The 19,173-nt window shown below is 56.8% G+C and carries 15 protein-coding genes and 1 pseudogene; 9 read left to right on the forward strand and 7 right to left on the reverse strand.

The genetic code is table 11. The annotated features are described in order from the left end of the window. The coding region (locus J6497_RS36860; protein ID WP_225709096.1) for a helix-turn-helix domain-containing protein at nt 1-238 on the reverse strand (238 nt) is incomplete at its 3' end. A 218-nt stretch (nt 239-456) separates the two neighbouring features. Between J6497_RS36860 and J6497_RS36865 the strand changes: the two genes are divergently transcribed. Both J6497_RS36865 and J6497_RS36870 read left to right on the forward strand, forming a co-directional pair. Further along, nucleotides 457-1,281: an ABC transporter permease gene (locus J6497_RS36865; RefSeq protein WP_225709097.1), complete on the forward strand. Its 825-nt coding sequence runs from the start codon at nt 457-459 to the stop codon at nt 1,279-1,281. 13 nt (nt 1,282-1,294) lie between these two features. After that, a complete protein-coding gene (locus J6497_RS36870; RefSeq protein WP_225709098.1) occupies nt 1,295-1,852 on the forward strand; it encodes an ABC transporter permease in 558 nt (185 codons plus the stop codon). A 53-nt stretch (nt 1,853-1,905) separates the two neighbouring features. Here the strand turns inward: J6497_RS36870 and J6497_RS36875 are convergent, their stop codons facing one another. Beyond that, on the reverse strand, nt 1,906-2,463 hold the full coding sequence (locus J6497_RS36875; protein WP_225709099.1) for a hypothetical protein: 558 nt from the start codon (nt 2,461-2,463) through the stop codon (nt 1,906-1,908). 238 nt (nt 2,464-2,701) lie between these two features. Here J6497_RS36875 and J6497_RS36880 point away from each other — a divergent pair, with 238 nt between their 5' ends. Beyond that, on the forward strand, nt 2,702-3,202 hold the full coding sequence (locus tag J6497_RS36880; RefSeq protein ID WP_225709100.1) for an aspartate/glutamate racemase family protein: 501 nt from the start codon (nt 2,702-2,704) through the stop codon (nt 3,200-3,202). Nucleotides 3,203-3,291: 89 nt separating this feature from the next. Next, on the forward strand, nt 3,292-4,155 hold the full coding sequence (locus tag J6497_RS36885) for an IclR family transcriptional regulator (protein ID WP_225709101.1): 864 nt from the start codon (nt 3,292-3,294) through the stop codon (nt 4,153-4,155). 137 nt (nt 4,156-4,292) lie between these two features. On the opposite strand, the pseudogene J6497_RS36890 reads toward J6497_RS36885, so the two are convergent. The 3 genes and pseudogenes from J6497_RS36890 to J6497_RS36900 form a co-directional block, all read right to left on the reverse strand. Then, nucleotides 4,293-5,637, reverse strand: a pseudogene (locus tag J6497_RS36890) (PQQ-dependent dehydrogenase, methanol/ethanol family); the annotation flags it as partial. 339 nt (nt 5,638-5,976) lie between these two features. Further along, on the reverse strand, nt 5,977-6,207 hold the full coding sequence (locus J6497_RS36895) for a hypothetical protein (RefSeq protein ID WP_225709102.1): 231 nt from the start codon (nt 6,205-6,207) through the stop codon (nt 5,977-5,979). Between the two features lie 534 nt (nt 6,208-6,741). Then, nucleotides 6,742-7,554 carry an aldo/keto reductase gene (locus J6497_RS36900; RefSeq protein ID WP_225709103.1) on the reverse strand — a complete coding sequence of 271 codons (813 nt, stop codon included), beginning with the start codon at nt 7,552-7,554 and terminating at the stop codon, nt 6,742-6,744. Between the two features lie 837 nt (nt 7,555-8,391). Here J6497_RS36900 and J6497_RS36905 point away from each other — a divergent pair. The 4 genes from J6497_RS36905 to J6497_RS36920 all read left to right on the forward strand — a co-directional run bounded on the left by J6497_RS36905 (nt 8,392) and on the right by J6497_RS36920 (nt 15,862). After that, nucleotides 8,392-9,678 (forward strand): aminotransferase class I/II-fold pyridoxal phosphate-dependent enzyme, encoded by a 1,287-nt coding sequence (locus J6497_RS36905; protein ID WP_225709104.1) that lies wholly within the window; start codon nt 8,392-8,394, stop codon nt 9,676-9,678. A gap of 349 nt (nt 9,679-10,027) precedes the next feature. Further along, the gene (locus tag J6497_RS36910; RefSeq protein ID WP_225709116.1) at nt 10,028-10,816 is read left to right on the forward strand and encodes an SDR family NAD(P)-dependent oxidoreductase; all 789 of its coding nucleotides are present in this window, start codon (nt 10,028-10,030) and stop codon (nt 10,814-10,816) included. Between the two features lie 1,376 nt (nt 10,817-12,192). Next, nucleotides 12,193-14,652, forward strand: a complete 2,460-nt coding sequence (locus J6497_RS36915) for a CaiB/BaiF CoA transferase family protein (RefSeq protein WP_225709105.1) — start codon at nt 12,193-12,195, stop codon at nt 14,650-14,652. Between the two features lie 757 nt (nt 14,653-15,409). Beyond that, a complete protein-coding gene (locus J6497_RS36920; protein ID WP_225709106.1) occupies nt 15,410-15,862 on the forward strand; it encodes a helix-turn-helix domain-containing protein in 453 nt (150 codons plus the stop codon). 62 nt (nt 15,863-15,924) lie between these two features. Here the strand turns inward: J6497_RS36920 and J6497_RS36925 are convergent, their stop codons facing one another. Next, a complete protein-coding gene (locus tag J6497_RS36925; RefSeq protein ID WP_225709107.1) occupies nt 15,925-16,677 on the reverse strand; it encodes an enoyl-CoA hydratase/isomerase family protein in 753 nt (250 codons plus the stop codon). Between the two features lie 200 nt (nt 16,678-16,877). Between J6497_RS36925 and J6497_RS36930 the strand changes: the two genes are divergently transcribed. After that, nucleotides 16,878-17,420, forward strand: coding sequence for a DUF2889 domain-containing protein (locus J6497_RS36930; protein ID WP_225709108.1), 543 nt, complete (start codon nt 16,878-16,880; stop codon nt 17,418-17,420). Nucleotides 17,421-17,693: 273 nt separating this feature from the next. Here the strand turns inward: J6497_RS36930 and ccrA are convergent, their stop codons facing one another. Then, complete coding sequence (gene ccrA / locus J6497_RS36935) at nt 17,694-18,971, reverse strand: crotonyl-CoA carboxylase/reductase (protein ID WP_225709109.1); 1,278 nt, start codon at nt 18,969-18,971, stop codon at nt 17,694-17,696. Nucleotides 18,972-19,173 lie beyond the last annotated feature (202 nt).

The raw sequence follows: 19,173 nt of genomic DNA on the forward strand, positions 1-19,173 counted from the left end.
TCGCGTCCTTCAGAAGTCCGTCCACACCTTTCGCCACATAGCGACGGCGCCAGCGGCGGACTGTCAGCAGGCTCTTGCCAGCCACTGCCGCGATCGCCTCCGCCGTCGACCCATCGCTCGCCAGCAGCACGATCCGTGCTCGCCAAACCACCTTCTGCGGCGTGTTCCGGTCCCGGACCAGCCGCTCCAATCGTTCGCGATCGGCTGTGCTGACCGCAATCTGCTCGAGCTTCCTCATCGGCGCAGACTCGCAGGTTTGCGCCAATTTGTGAATCGTCTGTCAGTGACGGAACACTAGATCGCGAAACTGGAGGGCAGCTTGCAAGGGGCTGTGCAGCATTTGTTGAGCTGTTTTGGCTCCATGCATTTTCTGGGATCTCCTCGAAAATGCCTCCAACATTGCAATAAACTCTGATACATTGCAATCCGATACGATGAATTGAGATGGATCGTTCCATGTTCATCCAGATGAATCGACGGGAGTTGGTCGAGTTTCTCGCCCCGGTTGCGGCCCTAATGGCGTTTGGCCTGATCATTCCGCTTGCATTGATCGTTTACAACAGTCTCGGCGATGGGCATTTGTCGCTGGACGCTTACGTTGCGCTGTTCAATAGCAGACTATTTCTTGGCGTCGCACGGGCAACGGTTGAGATATCGCTGACCTCAACTGCCGTGAGTCTTTTGCTGGGCTATCCCATTGCTTTGCAGCTCTCTCGACTTTCGAACCGGTGGCGCCCGATTTTCCTTATCTTCGTTTTGTTACCCTTCTGGACCAGTATTTCGGTCAAGAGCTATTCCTTTATCGTCGTTCTTGGCGAGCAAGGTCTTGTCAATAACGCGCTTGCTGCGGTTGGGCTACCGCACATAGCGATGGTGTTCAGTCGTGTGGGTGTAGTTGTCGGCCTGAGCAATTTCCTCGTTCCTTTTGTTGTGTTTCCTCTACTTTCCAATTTCCTTGCGCAAAGTGCGGATCTTCGGAAGACCGCAGCGGCAATGGGGCGCTTCGGACCTTTGCATTTTCTGGCAGATCACGTTTCCGCTGAGCGTGCCCGGCGTTCTTGCTGGAGGAATCATGTGCTTGGTTATTTCGCTTGGATTCTTGGTCACGCCGGCCCTGCTCGGGGGGCGGCAAGATATGATGATTGCGAACCTCATCGACTTCTACACGCGGGAGGCCTTGATTGGGCAACTGCATCGGCAATTGCTGTGCTTCTTTTCATGGCGGGCGCGGCTCTCTTGCTCGTACTCGGCAAGCTGCGCGGCAAGAAAGTTTTAATCTGAAGGAGGGATCAGCTTGACTTATGCTGCTTCAGAGCAGGTCCTTACAAAGGGCCCGATTGTGGTTGCGTTGGCCACGATCGTTTACATTTATCTACTGTTCCCAAGCTTGGTCATCGTGCCCATATCCTTTGGCAATCGAGTGGAGCTTGTCTTTCCGCCCGCTCACTATTCTCTTGATCTGTATCGCGACTACTTCGGGTCGCCCGACTGGCTGATCGTAACATATCGAAGCGCGACCTATGCTGTATTGGCATCCGTGCTCGCGATGGCAGTCGGTGTACCCGGCGCTTACGCACTCGCGCGCGCGGAACTTCCCGGCAAGCAGCTGCTCGTTCTTTTGGTCTTGAGTCCAATGTTGGTGCCGATCATTGTGATTTCGTTCGGGCTCTATTTGTACTATCTGCGGATTTCCCTCACTGGTACCATCTTTAGACTGGTCCTCGCTCATGCGATGTACGCCACGCCCTTCATGATCCTGACGACATCTGCCGGCATTGAGAATCTCGATGAGCGCCTGGAAATAGCGGCGGTCGGGCGCAACCCAATGACGCGTGTTTTCGCCAGGTGCTGATGCCGCAGCTCGTTCCTTCACTCATTTCGGCGGCCTTGTTCGCCTTCCTGATATCATTCGACGAAGTTGTGATCGCCTGGTTCATTACGGGGGCCGAGTACGATGACGTTGCCGGTCAAGATGTACTCGAGCATCAAATGGGAAAACGCGCCTGTTTTGGCGGCGATCGGAACAATCCTAACCGCTCTCTCGATTGTCGTTTGTCTGGCCGCGGCCGCGTTGACGCGCCGACGGATTACGAGGAAGTTGTCCGGGCAGCAGATAGAAGGTGCATAGGATGGAGAAATGGACGGTGTTAATCGCTTTCGCGCCAATCGCGAGTTTTCGGCCAGATTTTGGAACGCACGTTTTCCACGCTTGGCGCGTTTGCCTAGCGCGAGAGTGGTGAAGGTGCGATTAGTGATTAGTTGGGGGCTGCGGCAACATCGGAGCGTATCCTCTACGAATGTGGAAACAAAGTCGAACCAAATAGCTTGCATACACGTGCCTTTGGCAATCGGAACCGCGATCGGATTGCGGTTCAGCTTCCCAATTGGCTCGAGTTTCTCGGGAAATTTAGCTGCGATCTGGCCGAAACGGTATACACCAATACCGAGCGAGAGATTGAGCACGTCCTCGAGCGCAGTATCGAATTGGATTTCGTCTCAAACGGCAAAAGGATGAGCTATGGTCACGGTCGGCGTCATTGTACTACCAGACAGGTCTCTACGTCGTCCCACAGGGGATGCGGGTAGAGCAGAGTCCTATCCGTGCCGGACCATTTTACACGTCGCTTCCGGTCTGACTGCCGGCGACGTGGTGCTCCCCTCGCCAAATCCGGCGCTACTGACTCCTTATTTGGAGGGGGCGTTGAAACTTCAAGAACAGGGCGCCAATGTTGTTACGACGACGTGCGGATTTCTCATTCCTCTGCAGGATACGATTGCCAAGCAGTTGCGTGTCCCGTTCGTCGCGTCATCACTGCTGCAGATTCCGCTTGTCCACCGATTTGTGCACGGCCGTGTAGGCGTAATTACCGCAAACGATGAAGCCCTCACAAAGAGCTATCTGCAGTTAGCAGGTGTTTCCGATGATACGCCCACAGCAGTTCTCGGATTGCAGCGCCACAAAGAGTTCGCTGACCCTTACCTGAATGGCGCGGGCGAACTAGATCTGGAGAAGGTAGAAGCTTGCGTCGCGCATGCCTCGGAGCGGTTGCTGGAGCGCTTTCCCGACATTAAGGCGTTTGTCTGCGAGTGTCACAATTTGCCGCCATTTGCCCCGGCAATTCGGCGAAAGACGGGGAGACCGGTGTTTGACGTTCTAAGCCTCGTCAACTTTGCGCTGCAAGGGGTCAATAACCCATTTTAGCATCGGGGTGACCTCATTTCGATGGTCAAAGAGGTGCGCATAGCGCAACGAGAATTGACTTTCGATATCAGCGGTGCAATTTAGGGCTAATGTCCGCGCGTCAGGCTTTGCACCGAGGTCCAAATCGCTCCGAAGGGATTGCAAAGACGGTCCCCAACAGCCGCAGCCAGCGGAAAGGGGATGCGCGCGACAATTCGCTCTTTGTGAACTCAATTGAGAAAGCGGTTATGGTGCTCAATGCATTCAGCCGTGAACGACCACTGCTGACGCTCGCAACAATTGCGAAACTGACAGGTTTGGACAAGAGCGCGGCCCAGCGGTTTCTTTACACCCTTCATCAGCTTGGCCTATTGCGAAAGTACGAAGATACCAAGCAGTATTCGCTCTCACCTCGGTTGCTTGAGTTTGCCTATGCTTATACTTACAGCGATGGGCTGATCGAGCGAGCCCAACCGTTTCTGGTTGAGGCGCACGAAAAGGCAGGAGAAACCGTCAATCTCAGTGTGCTAGAGGGCACCGACGTCCTCCTCGTCTCACGCATTCCCGGTCAGCATGTTGTTACAACGAACATACAGGTCGGTTTTCGCATGCCGGCTCTCTACAGTGCCGCAGGGCGGGCAATTGTCGCTCGCCTTCCGGCAAAAGAACGAGACCATATCATTCGAGCCACGAAATACCTGAAGTATACGAATGAGGCAGTCACCAATCCGAATGAAATGCGCAAGCTCATAGAGAAGGCAGCTAAAGAGGGATACGTTCTATCGCAATCACAATTCTTTCAGGGTGATATCTCCGTGGGAGCGGCGATTATCGATGGTTCGAACGCGGTTCTGGGAGCCCTGTGCCTTTCCGCCACTCAGAGTCAAATGACGGTCCCAGAAGCTCGAGAGAAACTCGTGCCGGCTACAATCACTGCGGCTCGCAAAATTTCGCTCGCGATGGGCGCCTATTGAGAGCGTATTCAAGTAGATCACTCTGATGTCACATGGCTCCGAATGAGGAGATCGGTGCACTCTGAAGTGGAGCCCGAAATTCGGGCCAGTTGACTAATATAAGATCTGCTCGTGAAAAGAGCACGCAAATGCCGGCTCGCCGGAACATAGACTAGGCTGGTCTGCGGATTGAATGACATCGGATGCCAGTTATGGGCTCCGAACGGGCCGGGAATAGCGTCATAGGCGCCGTCGGCGCGTGCCGCCGGCATTTCAATAGGCCGTCCGTTGGCGTCATACCCGGTCGCCCAATTCACATCGACGAAGTTTTTTCGCTGAAATGAACTTGCCGTTCGTGCGGTCGATGACAAAGAAGAAGCCGTTCTTTGGTGCGTGCAGGATGACCTTGCGCGGTGAGCCATCGATCATGACGTCAGCCAGAATCATCGGCTGCGTGGACGTATAGTCCCAGTGATCGCCCGGCGTCTCCTGATAGTGCCAGATGTATTTGCCGGTGTCGGCGTTCAGCGCTACAAGCGAAGCGAGGTAAAGATTGTCGCCGCCCGACGGACTGCGGATTTTGCGGTTCCAGGGAGACCCATTTCCGGTGCCGATGTATACCATGTTGAGGTCGGGATCGAACGTGATCGTGTCCCACGGCGTGCCGCCGCCACCATTGATCCAGTACTTGCTCGATGGGTCCCAGGTCTTCGCAGCGGCTTCCATGGAGGCGTCCTCGAATGGCTTCGAGGGATCGCCAGGCACAGTGAACCAGCGCCAAAGCTGATTGCCAGTCTCGGCGTCGTACGCCGTGACATAGCCGCGTGCACCGAACTCGGCGCCGCTCTGGCCGATGAGAATTTTGCCGTTGAACGCACGCGGAGCGCCGGTGATGGTGTAGGAATGCTCGTGGTCGATCAGCGTATCCTTTTCCCAGATCTTCGCGCCCGTCGCTGCATCGAGCGCGATGAGGCGTCCGTCATAGGCGGCCACAAAGGCCTTGCCATTGTAGATCGCGACACCGCGGTTGACCGCGTCGCAGCACCCTTTATAGGCCTTTGACCGGTCGACCCCGGGATCGAACGACCAGAGTTTCTTGCCCGTGCGGGCATCAATGGCATGGACGACGCTCCAAGGCGCCGACTGATACATAATACCGTCAACGACCACGGGCGTCGCTTCGACGCCGCGCAATGATTCAAGATTGTAATTCCAGACAAGTCCGAGGTCTTTCATGTTACCTGAGTTGATCTGATTGAGCTTGCTGAACCGGGTTTCAGCATAATCGAGGCCGACGGTTGGCCAATCCCTGGACGTGGCCGTGTTTGCCTTGATGACTGAGGTGTCGACCTTCGACGTGATTTCCCTAATGCGGTCTGGCGTTGCACTGGTAACATTCTGCGCCAATGCGCCGCCGTTGCAGAACGAAAGGCCAAGAAGAGCCTTGAGAACGATCCTCGCGTGGTTTGATCGTGAAGAGGGAGCAACTATTTTGTGCGCCATGTGTTGCGATTCCTTGAGCGAGCCATTAGCGCTCTCCCTTCAACAGTCGTGCCACCACGAGAGAGCTGAAATGTAATGGCAATTTGTCTCCGCGTGCTGTCGCGAACCTAGCAGGTTGTCGCATCTGTCACAGTCGCCTTCAGAGCTGCTTGACCTCCATTCCCTACTTTCTCAGCGCGTCGTAATTGCTCCCTTGCATCCTTCATGCGCCCACTAGCTCCAAAGGCGCTTATTTCGAAAGCACCGAGCGATCATGCTGGACCGGAAGTGCGCAACAGTACGATGGTTGGGCTTGTGTGTTGTACAGGCAGAAGCGCTCGATGGAAGCGGGGATATCGTCTAGCATCTGCCGATGACCTTGCGCGTTGCAATGTCGAGCGCCGCGAACAGCGAAGTCGTGCCGTTGCGCGTGCAGTCGAGGCTGCACCGCCCAGACTGGCCGGGGCGCATCGGCAACATGCGCTGGCTGCGGTCGAGCGCCTGAATCTGGGACTTCTCATCCACCCGCAGAATGGCGGAATGCTGGGGCCAGAAGACGTAGAGGCCGACCACATCGCGCACCTTGGCCACGAATCCGGTCGACGGAGAGCTTGAACGTCTCCGTGAGACGAGGCTGCAAGAAGCCTCACCAGATGCGCTGCACGCTTTGAGACCGACAGCCCCCTCTCCTTAGCGTGCCGGCGAGCTCCAGTGGATCGCAACCTTTGGAAGGTGCTCCAGGGTTTCTACGATGACAGCTTCGACGTGCGCATCTTCGATCGTGCGCGGCACTCTGGGCCCCGGCTCGTCGCGCCCGCCTTCTAACCGCTGCGCGACAAACCGCCTGCGCCACTTGCCGACTGAGCGCCAGAGCCTGGGCTGTCTTGCGGCGGCACGCCAACGTCATTAGCTCGCCCGTCCTCATCGCTTAGGACCAGAGGTGCAAGTTGCCGCGCCATAGAACGCCTGATGGCCATGGCACAGAGATGCAGCTCTACCGCGAATGTAAGATGCGAATTTGCGACTCGGGGCACTAGCGGGTCGTTTGAGCTAACGAACATCCATTGTGTTCGACCGAATTGATCGCCGTCCTCCTCCTCAAGGATAGCTCCGGCAGCGACGGGTTCAATCCCATGCGAGCCCGAAATCGTTCATGCGGCGTTTAGCGCTAGTGAGCCGGTAGATCTGCTCCATTTCAGCGTCGGTGAGTTCGAAATCGAAAATACCAATGTTTTCCGACAGCCGTTCCAAGCGGGAAGTGCGCGGGATCGCCGCGACATTCTGCTGGATGAGCCAGCGAAGGCAAACCTGGGCGGGGGTCTTGCGATAGAAGCGCCCGAGCCGCAGCAGGGTTTTGTCGTTCTTGATCTTGCCTCTGACGACCGGGCTATAGGCCACGACCGCCAAGCCCGCTTGCGCGCAAGCGGCCTTCACCTTCGCCTGATCCAGATAGGGATGATATTCGACCTGGTCGCAGACCAGTGGCTCGGGACAGGTTTTGACAGCCTCCTCGATTTGGGCGATGGTGAAGTTGGACATGCCGATGTGGCGGGTCAGCCCAAGCTGTTTGGCATGCGCAAGCGCACCCAACGTTTCCGCGAGCGGTACATGTGGGTTAGGCCAGTGCAGCAGGAGCAGATCGACATAAGGCTGGTGCAGCCGCACCAAGCTCTCCTTAACCGAGCCCTCCAGATCGTTCGGCGCGAAATTGGTAGTCCAGACCTTCGTGGTGAGGAACACGTCGTCACGCCTGACGCGGGAGGCCTGCAAGCCCTCGCCGATTTCGCGCTCGTTCTCGTAGAACTGGGCCGTGTCGATATGGCGATAGCCGAGCTTGAGCGCATGCTCGACAATGCGCGCGCAGGCGCACCCGCGCAATTCCCAAGTGCCCAACCCGATTTTTGGAATTTTGGCGCCGTTGGCCTCGATGACATCCATGACTGACTCTATGCGATCCCGACGGCAGTGCGTCGTGTGGCGTTTAAATGGATTGTGGTTGATGTTGTAAGCTGAGTGCCTTGCAGGGCGACGTTTGAGCCACCCATTAACAATCGTTGCTATACGTGAACAATCGTTGCCATGCGTGTGGCATCTAGATCAATTACTGAGGTTGGTAGTTGACCGATGTGAAAATGGTGCATATCGCGGCTGTTGTCGCTACAATTGCAAGATGTTCGATCGCTGAGTAGAAATTTGAAAAGCCACGCATTCGTCCCGTCAAAGCCTCATAAGATCTCTCGCATTCTGGAACTCTCCAGGCTGTTGAGAGCGTTCAAACGCAATACCAAAGCTGGTACGGTGAAACCGCTCCAAGGCATCGTCAACGCGATTCGTGACGAGCTCTTTTTGAAGTATTCGGTGCTGATGGTGCCTACGCCGATGCGCAGTAGCTGAGCGCGTGCGTCCGCTCGCAAGCTCCTCCGCGAGCATGGTGATCTAATCTCCTGAGGATAGCTGCGAGTGTCGCGCCGAATGGGTGGACTCACAAAAGGCTATGCCGGTCACCACGAATCTCGCGGCCATCCACTTCCTCGCTACCCCTACTAGGCTGAGCTGCAACCACGACGAACCCTTCCGCGCTCTAGCCCTATCGGACTTGGTAGCTGACCACGCGACGTCGCCAGTGATTTAGTTCGTTCGAACTAGGGGCCCGGATCGAGCGACAAGATTTGTATAGAACCTCCAATTCGGCCGGATGTCGCCAAGCCATGCTATTGCGCCAACTCATCTGAGCGGCCGGGGGCGCATCCTTGGCACATCACAATGGAGTATGAAATGCCACAGGATAACAGCCTTACGGACGTTCGCCGTCCGACCGGCCACTTTCGGAACACCGCCTATGTCATCAGCACGAGTAGGCCGCATTTCGATGCAGGCCACGCGGCTGGTCTCATGGGGATCCAGGGACGTTCGACAACCGGACGCGCCTTTGCTTTGGGCACCGGCCCGCTCGACAGCAGACCGCACGTAATTGATTTCGTGCGATGCTCTTACCTGGGCCTCGACAATCATCCGACGATCGTCGGCGGGGCAATCGACGCGATCGAGGCGCATCGGTCATTGCACTGGTCGTGCGCACGAACGCGACTCAATTTCGATCTCTTGGCAGAGCTCGAAACAACCCTGTCTGAGATGTTCTGCGCGCACGTGCTCGCCTTTTCCAGTGTCATGCTCGCCAATTTGGGCGCGATGCCTATCCTCGCCTCGGGCCAATTGACTGGCGGAAGGAAGCCGGTCGTCGTGTTCGATCGTATGGCACACATCTCGCTCGCCTATCACAAGCCGGTGATCTCTGATGAAACGCAGGTGGAAACGATTGCGCACAACGACCTCGACGCTCTTGAGCGCTTGTGCCGCCAGGAGCCGGTCGTCGCCTATGTATGCGATGGTGTTTACTCCATGGGAGGACATTCGCCCATTGAGGAATTGCGCCAGCTCCAGGAACGTTATGGACTCTTTCTCTATATCGACGATGCTCATGGCATATCGCTGTTCGGACGCCAAGGCGAAGGATTTGCTCGCTCTCAGTTTCCACAAGGGCTGGGTGACCGCACGATCATTGCAGCCTCGCTGGGTAAGGGATTTGGCGCTTCCGGCGGCATGTTGATGCTCGGAACGGCCGACCAGAATGGTTTGTTTCGACGCTACTCTATTCCCCATGCGTTCTCGGCGGCTCCCAATCTGGCAGCGGTTGGCGCGGCGCTGGGCTCGTGTAAGATTCACGGCTCGGCAGAACTCGGCCAGCGACAGAGACGATTGGCGCAACGCGTCGACCTCTTTGACCGTCGTGTCGCAACAGCCGAGCAAGGCAATTCACTTCCGATCAGAATGATCGCCATCGGATCGGAGACGCAGGCGGTCGCAATCGCAAGAGAGCTTCTCGATTTGGGTTTCTATACCTCGGTAACATTCTTCCCGACCGTTCCGCAAGGAAAGGCGGGGATTCGGGTGTGCATTACAGCCGATCACGAGGTACGCGACATAGAGCGGCTGTGCGACTGCATCTTGGAAAAAATAGCCGACACAACCGGAAAGCCCCAGAGGGGACCGGCCCTCTCCTGAGGCGATGATGACGATATGGCGGAGGAATTCATGCAGCTGCCCTGCCGGACCACCGATGCCATCAGTTGACACGGGAGGGATGAAAGCTCGTCAACCATCGAGACGTTGTTCGACTCCGATGGAACGCGCCTATACCCGACTGAGATGTGCGCTGGTGGTCGGTCAATTGCCGCAGAGGTCAGTTGCCCCAGAGGAATGTGCCACCACCTCGATCGCTGCTGTACTGCGATTGTGCTCACCAGTCGGATGAGGCAGCGACAACGACAATGTTTGATCCTCAATCGTGGTTCCTGCGCCTTCCTGTTGCCGTGGGCTCCCTCGTTGCGTCGTTGATGACCGTTTGAGCATTATGATGAAACCAGGAAAGCTCAGAACCCATAGCGACCGGCGCGTTGCCTTCGTCACCGGAGGAGCGCGGGGGATTGGACATGAAATTGTACGCCGGTTCTTGGCCGATGGGTACCAGGTCGCCTTTGTGGCGACAAAAGCAGAGCATGTGCAGCGGGCGCTTGGAGATCTTAGTCGTCCGGAAGATCAGCTCTGTGCTGAGAGAATCGACGTGACGCGACAAGAAGAGGTGGCGGGATTTGTTGAACGCATTCAGGCGCGTTGGGGCGAGATTGCGGTTCTGGTTAACAATGCAGGTATCTCCCCGAAGCGCGAAGACGAGGACGAACCCTGGCTATCGCAGACGTCGCTTGAGGAGTGGGCGCGGGTCATCGATGTCAATCTCAACGGGCCGTTCATTCTGATGCGGCTCTTGGCGCCGGCAATGATTGCGAAGGGCTATGGGCGCATCATCAATATCGGGTCGCTGGCGGGCCGCGCCATGCCGCTGATCGCAGGGCCGCATTATGCCGCTTCGAAGGCCGGACTCGTCGGATTAACCCGGGCCGCTGCGCGGGATCTTGCTCCACATGGTATTACGGTCAATTGTATCGCTCCCGGGCGGATTCTCACCGATCTGACCGGGCCGCCCGAGACCGCGGTTAACCGCTCGGCTCTCAATCGGATCCCGGTCGGCCGTTTGGGAACGGCTGAAGAGGTGGCGCACGTCGCAGCCTTTCTCGCGTCGCCGATGGCCGGTTTTATCACCGGTGTAACCGTCGATATAACGGGCGGCGAGTTCGCCGCCTAAGCCGGTGCGCATCAAACGTCTGGCACGAAAAGCCGGCCTCTCGATTGAGGGAAACTTAGGTCGGATCCCGCCAAATCCTGCAAGACCGGGCCTGAAGCATAGAGCTTACGTCGGTGCCTCCACCCTCGAGCTCAACGAGCGAGCCGCCGTCAAGCGAGACGATGGATGCGCGTTCGGCCAGCTTATCACGGAGCAGCTACTTGGCTTCCGAGGAGGTGGCAGCCTTGACTGTTTGACGGGAGAAGCGCTCGTATCTGCCAAGACCTGATGGAATGATGTAGCCGTTCTGTCGGATTTCCAACGCTGACGGTCTTCAATCGAACATCGATGCGTCACGAACATGGAGGGGATGATTCCGGTTGTCTTTCGTGCCGTAGCTTGAACATCGACTGTGAGGATGATGAGCCCAGTAGCGACTTCAGCACGGACGAGGTTGGTATCGGCGCACCGGCATCATGCTGCGCGATCTATGACGGTGCACCGAAAAATTCGGTCGATGCTCGCCATGGCGAAGAACCTCGAGAGCACGATTGAAGAGCTCGCAATTGGCGCTTCTGACGCCATCCAGGGAAGACTTTAAGGCGGCGGATATAAGCGTGCCGAGCGCCTGCGAAGACGTTACCAGTGAGTCTCTCTTTATGAGCTGGCTCGACGGTTCGTCGGCGCCCGGACCGGGCTTGGTGGCCCGACTTCTCATCGTGGAGAAAAGTCGCGGCGTTTCGCACTGTACTGCATGTGTTTCGTTCGAGTAAACGCGCGCGTATTCAGATGCGCCGCAACGTCGAGTTTTGCGACGACACCGCGGTGAGTCGTGCGCAGCAGTCTCACTCCGAAGTACTGACTTTTTTCCATTCCGCGCTGGCACGCTCCTTGCTGAGTTCTGGCGGAGAGTACGACAGCGCGTATCGATCGCAGTAAGATTAGCAACAAACAATGACGGCGAGGTTCTCATGAGAGCAGGGTTTGCGCGCCACGCGCGCGAGAGCTTGTTCGCGAATGCCGTGATCTCATTGGCTATTTTCTGACGCTGCAGGATATGGCGTCCCCGACCGGGCGGCGGCGTGGGCCGAAGGCTTGCGGCCGGCTTGGCCTCCGCAAGGAGTTGGAGGTCATCACCGACCGTCCGGATGTGAAGAGATGACAGGAAGCCAGTTGCGAAGCACTATGACGACAGCAAGGGCGTGTCGATTGCCTCGATGTTCGAGATCGACAACGTCATTGACCCCGCGGAGAGCCGGCGCTGGACGGATCTGCGCTCGGTCCCAGTGCGATCCCGTCGCGGCAGTCGCCAACACCCGTAGGCTCGTAAGCAGCGCCTGCTCGTGGTGACCGCAGGCTCGCATGGGTGCCAGATAATGATAATCCGGAGCATCAGCATGGCTGGAGAAGTGGACCCCTCGATGGGAGTGTTATCGTATCTGCGCGTTATCGAAATCGGTAGCTCGGCCGCAACCAGCTACTGCGCGCGCTTATTTGCGGACTTCGGCGCCGATGTTCAGAAGGTCGAGTCGCCATCAGGTGATCCACTTCGCCGTAGGGCGCCACTGACGCCCAGCGGCCAGAGCGCGTGGTTCGCATTCCTAAACTTCAATAAGTCAAGCGTGACCATTGATGCAACCGATTCGGACGCGATCGCACGGCTTACGGCGCAAATCGAAGATTGCGACATTCTGGTCGATGGCCGTGACGTCGATTCGGCGGATTGCCCCTGCATTGATGTCGCGGCGATCCGTGAGCGGCGTCCCGGGTTGATCTACCTCGGAGCGAGCTGGTTTGGCCGCGAGGGACCCTATGCAGAATTCGCCGCAACCGATTCGACCGTCCGTGCGCTCGCGGGTCTCATCAAACTGGTTGGACCGGTCGAAGGTCCGCCGTTACACGCACCGGATTTCCAGACGGGTATCCTGGCGGGCCTGTGGGGCTTCATCGCCGCGGTCTCTTCAGCGGTTCGGCCAACACAGGGTGGGAGAGGGCGGTCGTGGTCGCTCAGTATTTTCGAATCGAGCGTCACTCTCAGCGAGTATCTCATGTTCGAGGCGTTTGCGCGCGGCGACGTGATGCGGCGGAGTGGAATTAACCGCTTCTGGCCAGGCTTCCCGATCGGTATTTACGAGACAAAAAGAGGTTGGATCGGAGTTACGGCGGTGACGCCGGCACAATGGCGCGCATTCTGCGACATGCTTGGCCTGGCCGAATTGCGTGATGACCCAGCTCTCGTCCTCGGCGAAGGTCGTCTGCAACACGCGGAAGAGATCGAACAACAATTCATGCCCAGGTTGAAGACGCGGACAGCACAGGAATGGTTTGCGGAGGGACTAAAGCGGAAGATTCCAATCGTGCCAGCACTCGAACTATCCGATCTGCTCCTGGATGCCGAGAAAAAAGCACGCGGCGCAATCGTGCCTATATTCCTTGGCGAAGAAAAGGGCTGGACCGCTGGCTCGATGCAGCGGCTGACATTGACGCCGCCGCGTCGAGGTGGAAAGGTTCCGGCTCTCGGCGAACGGCAGGCTTTCGCGAACGTCCGAACACACATATCCGTCACGGCACCAAGCTCGTCCAACTGCGGTGATACGGACCGGCGGCCACTGTACGGAATTCGTGTCATCGACTTCTCGATGGGGTGGGCGGGTCCGTTGTGTACGCGTACACTGGCTGATCTCGGTGCGGACGTCATCAAGGTTGAAGCCATCCAGTATCCAGACTGGTGGCGCGGTGTTGACCGACGACCTGCTTACGTCGATGGGCACATGTACGAAAAGACTGCGCGTTTCTGCATTATGAACCGCAACAAGCGCGGTATCACACTCGACCTGACGCGGCCGCAAGGCCTCGCTCTTGCCAAACAGCTTGTGGCGGGCGCCGATATCGTCGTCAGCAATTTTTCAGTCGATGTGCTGCCGAAGCTCGGGCTTGGCTACGACGTGCTCAGAAGTGTCAACCCTTCGCTCGTCATGATGTCGATGTCAGCCTTTGGCGTGGACAGCGTCCATCGCGATTGCCGGGCCTACGGCTCGACTCTTGAGCAGGGATCGGGGTTGCCGAACGTGGTCGGAAAGCCCGACGGGCCACCCGTCATGAGCCACACCGCGTTTGGGGATGCCGTCGGCGGGTTGAACGGCTGCGCCGCAGTTCTGGTTGCCCTGATTCACGCCATCAATACCGGGCAGGGACAATTCATTGACCTGGCACAGATCGAATGCATGATGCCGTTCGCGGCGCCTTGGATCATGGTCCACTCGATCGGCGAAATGCCGGCGACGAAATACGGGAGTCGACATCCGCAGTTCGTGCCGCATGGCTGCTTCCGGTGTGCGGGTGAGGACAACTGGATCATGATCGCGGCAACCGATGAGGACATGTGGCAAAGGCTTGCTATCGTTGTTGGCCGGCCGGACTGGTCCACGGACGCTTCTCTGAAATCTAGGGAAGCTCGCCGCAGCATCGAGGACGTCATTGAGAGAGCGATTGAAGCCTGGACGCTCACCCGCGATGCTGATCAGGCAATGTCCGAGTTGCAGGCGGCAAGAGTTGCGGCCGGTGTGGCCCGCCTGCCAATTGACCTCCTCAACGACCGGCATCTTAGGTCGCGCGCATTTCTGCATCAGATCGACCGCGATTTCATAGGCTTGCATCCGCAGCCCTCGATGCCGATCCGCGAAGGTGCGGGACCCTACGCGATCCGCACACCGGCGCCGACGCTCGGACAACATAACGCAGAGATCCTGTCAGGGCTTCTCGGCCTCTCCGAGGCCGAGATCGCACAACTGATGAGGGAGGAGATTATCGGTACGGCGATGCTCTCCGAAAGGGAGCTCAAAAAGCAAAGAAGGTGATGTCAGCTTGAAATATCGACGCTACGCCCCAGATTGCCGACACCCTCGGGCTTGGCGGATTGGCGCCCGCTGCTTGGAAAGTGATGGCGCAAGGCTCGGTCTGCTCTTCCTCAAGCGGGAAGGGCGCTGCACACCTCTCTCTGCAAGGGAGTTAATCGTTGTGAACAACAGTTGACAGAGTATTCACGATTTAACGTAATCATATCCGCCCGTTGTAGAGTCGTTGCTGCACTCGTGACGCCGGGTGATAGCGGCGAGATCATCGAAGTGTCGCAAGGTGTTTTGGACCGTTCGCGTCTGGAGGCTCGCTGAGCCCTGCTCTGCAAAGTCCGCAAATTGGTCTGCCACGGCCAGCGGTGCCGGCGCGCGACATGGGGCGGGCTTTCCGAACAAGTTTTTCGAAGTGCGGATTCTCGCGCGCAGGTCCATCCAGCTACATTCTGCGAGCCGTTGATGTCACGGCCAGCGCGTTCGCTCTGCAATTTATGAAAGCAAAGGTGGTGTCCGGCTTAATCCACATCCCTGATGCGCACCCGATGTGGTTCCAGCACTGCGATTGCTTCTTCACGCACAAGATCGACGATTCCGTTGATCTCGAGATCAAAATCAAGTCAGCTTCAGGTCGTCCCGGGCGAAAGGCAAGCGTATTCTAATGTGCAGCTGGTAATGTCAGCGTGGAATCGCCCGCCGCGCTCCGTCACGCGGCGCAGCCTTATCCCAGGATGAATCCAGGTTCAGTTGAACGAACTATCTGGAAATGCTACACGATAAGTTTATCGATATACAACCAAAGGCCGGACTTCACGTGACATGCAACGACCTTGACGCGAAAATTGGCGAACGCATTCGAACCCAGCGGAAGCGAATCGGCCTCAGCCAGAAGGAGCTCGCGAGTCGATTAGATATTGTTTTTCAGCAATTGCAGAAGCACGAGAATGGCACAAGTAGAGTGCCGGCCAGTCGGCTTTACGAAATTGCCCGAGCACTCAACACGCCGATCTCGCAATTCTTCGAGATCGATGAACGCGAATCGCGGCGACGGATATCGCCACTCTCCGACGTTTCTGCGATAGTCGGTGCGCAAAAAGGCAGGTTGGCGAAGCAGGTGCTCGAGCTTGTCACCGCTTTCATGAAGATCAAGGACGAGGATGCTCGAGCGGATATTGTTTCGTTGGTAGCAAAGCTATCGAAGTCGAAAGCTACGCGATAGAGCCAGGCTCAGCTTCCGCACTCGAGTGGCACCAACATGCATTACGGCAATATCGGCGTCGTCTACTGCCCTAGCACACTTTTGAAGTGTTCTTGTGCGGCCCTGCTTGCAACACCAGCAACATGTGCTTCCTTCGCATCCAGCGCGATCTCCTGCAAGCCAGTGACTAGGCCCTGATTGATCGACTCTTTTGTTCGCCGAAAAGTGGCTTCCGGAAACTCGCTGAGAATCTGCGCTCGCGCGATAGCCTTCTCCATAAGGTCCTTAGAGTCAACCGCCTCGTGAAGCAGCTTGTGATCCAGCGCCCACGAAATCGGAACGGCTTCGCACCCATAAACGATATCAGACATGGCTGCCCGACCTACGAAACTCTCGAGCATATAGCTGCCGATTGTACAGGCGATCCCGTGCTTCAATTCCCACATTAGCAGCTTGGTTTCCGGCGATCCGACGCGCCAATCGCAGGATAGCGCGATCTGAAATCCGATGCCTATTGCGTATCCGCCGACTCCGGCAATGGTCGGCTTCGTGACTTTCAGTATCGTAGAATAGAAATCAATCAGCCTATCAATACACGCCTCCACGGCCGCGCGCCCGGAGAGTTGGGCCACCTCCTTAAAATCGCCGCCTGCACAGAAGGATCGACTACTCCCGCCCGTTAACACTAAAGCCCGTATCGCAGGATTATCCTCTGTCTCTCGGCACACGCAGCGGATCGCATTCTCAAGTTCTAGACTCATGGGATTATGAGCGTTTGCATGATTGAAGCGCGCCACCAGAACCGCACCTCGAGCTTCCGTTTCTAGAATGGCCATGGTTTCTCCAATCAGTCGTGTGGATCTGAGGTCGCGGTTCGCTTACCGCCTGACATTGAGAGTGCGAGGATGCATACATCTACTGGGAGAGTTTAGCAAATCAACAAGACATCTATAATAAGAATTATCTCTCTTGCAAACCACAGCGGACGCGGGACATAGTATGAGAAGAGCGCTACTACGTGTGAAAGGAGGGACCTATGCCGCTTCCCGCCCCTGTGGAACGAGAAGTCCTGCATCGCAGGACTATAGAAGTCGTTGGTTATCGTCGTCGCGATCAACTCTGGGATATCGAGGCTCACCTGGTCGACGTGAAGGCCAATACGTACGCGAATGCTTGGCGTGGCGAAGTCCTCCCGGGCGATCCGGTGCATGATATGTCGCTGCGGCTAACCGTCGATGCCAACTTCAAAATTTGTGCCCTCGACGTTGCGAGTGACAAGAATCCCTATCCGACTTGCTCGGAAGCGACGAGCGCGTTCGCTCAGCTCGTGGGTCTCACGATAGGGCCTGGTTGGAAAAAGACGGTCAAAGAGCACGTGGGCCGAGCTGCGGGCTGCATTCACCTCGCTGAACTCCTAGGACCCATCGGATCAGTAATGTTCCAGACCATCTTGCCGTTTCTCTACGATAAAGGAACATTCGACAAGCAGCCTCGCCCCGGGTTGATCGATAGTTGCTACGCCTATCGGCGAGGCGGCGATGTTGTAAGATATTTATGGCCGAACTTGCCGGCCGAGTAGCAACAGTAGACGCACAGATCGCACATGGTTTGCGGCATCCTGATGCAGTCGAGATTTGCGCCTACGGTGAAGCGTGTGCCGCTGGTCCGCGGCCGTCAAGTTCTGGAGCCCGAAGAAATGCAACAGAACGGCAGTGCTCAGCAAGAAATCAATCCGTGGTCGATCTAGCGCTACAAATGTGGTCGGCGATCACGGCTGAGACCATTCTCACCGAAGGGATGCCGTGGACGAGACCGTCACCATCTCTGCGCTTGCACTTGCAGCATTGTTCATTTAGCTAGCATGCTGCGCCGCAGTTGCTTGGATAAGGACCGCCATGTTTCCGGGCTGGTGCTGGTTTTTCCACATTTTCTTATGTGCGCGCGGAATTTCGGCCCACGCGAACGCTTCGGACAGGCAGGGGTCTATGCGACGTTCAACAACAAGCCGATTTGCTTCCCACACCTGATATGGATTCGCGAAGTGGCTGCCCTGAATTCTTTTCTGTCGCATCCACATAAAACGTGCGTCCATGGTAAGATTGTAACCTGAGGTCCCACCACAGAAGACAACCATTCCGCCGCGTTTTACGAGGTAGCAGCTGACTGGAAATGTCATCTCTCCCGGATGCTCGAAGACAATATCGACATCGTTGCCTCCTGTAATCTTCCAAATGGCTCTGCCAAAGCGGCGCACCTCCTTCATGTAATCGCTGTATATAGCTGTCTTACCAATATCGGGGAGTTGACCCCAACAATCGAATTCTCTGCGGTTTATTACGCCTTTTGCCCCTAATGACATGACATGGTCGCGCTTTGCCTCGTCAGAAACGATGCCGATCGCGTTTGCCCCCGTTACGGTTACGAGTTGGGTGGCCATCGAACCAAGCCCGCCTGCCGCACCCCAGATTAAAACATTTTGACCTGGTCGGACAGCGTGCGGCCGATGACCAAACAACATCCTATATGCAGTCCCCAGCGTGCCCGCATAGCAGGCGCTCTCCTCCCAGCTCAGGTGCGTTGGCCGGGGTAATAGTTGAGTTGATTGAACGCGTGCAAATTGCGCAAAGGATCCGTCCGGAGTTTCATAACCCCAAATTCTCTGAGTAGGCGAGAACATCGGATCGCCGCCATTGCACTCGAAATCGTCGCCGTCGTCCTGATGGCTATGGAGAACCACCTCGTCCCCTACCTTCCATTTCTTCACGCGATCTCCGACCGCCCAAACAATTCCGGCAGCGTCGGAGCCGGCGATGTGATGAGAGTGCCGATGTACGTCGAAAGGCGAGACTGGTTGCCCGAGAGAAGCCCAAACACCATTATAGCCTACCCCGGCCGCCATAATCATAACCAGGGCGTCATCTGGTCCTACAGCAGGCGTATCAACGATCTCCACTTGCATTGCGACCTCTGGATCCCCATGCCGCTCCCGGCGTATGGCCCAAGCATACATGTGCTTTGGTGCGTGACCCAATGGCGGAATTTCCCCAATCTCATAAAGATCCCTTGCGGCCACCTGGGCACGGTTCGTCACGGTCGTATCGTAGCCGCTGTGTTGACTGCTTCCGCTCATGTGTACCCTCGATGCAAATAAGGAACGTGCGTACCGACGAATCCGGCTGGTCACGCTCGGCTCGTCGGACGAACCTCATGCGACCACTTCCATCGCTACATGACTCGTTTGATGGTGCGCGCCACTCGCCGGAATACTTTACAGTTGACTGCCGAGACCGCCCTTATCGTCCCTAAGCTCCGGAAGTGAAAATAGTCACGAA

The organism is Bradyrhizobium cenepequi (genome assembly GCF_020329485.1).
GTDB classification, from domain to species: Bacteria; Pseudomonadota; Alphaproteobacteria; order Rhizobiales; family Xanthobacteraceae; genus Bradyrhizobium; species Bradyrhizobium cenepequi.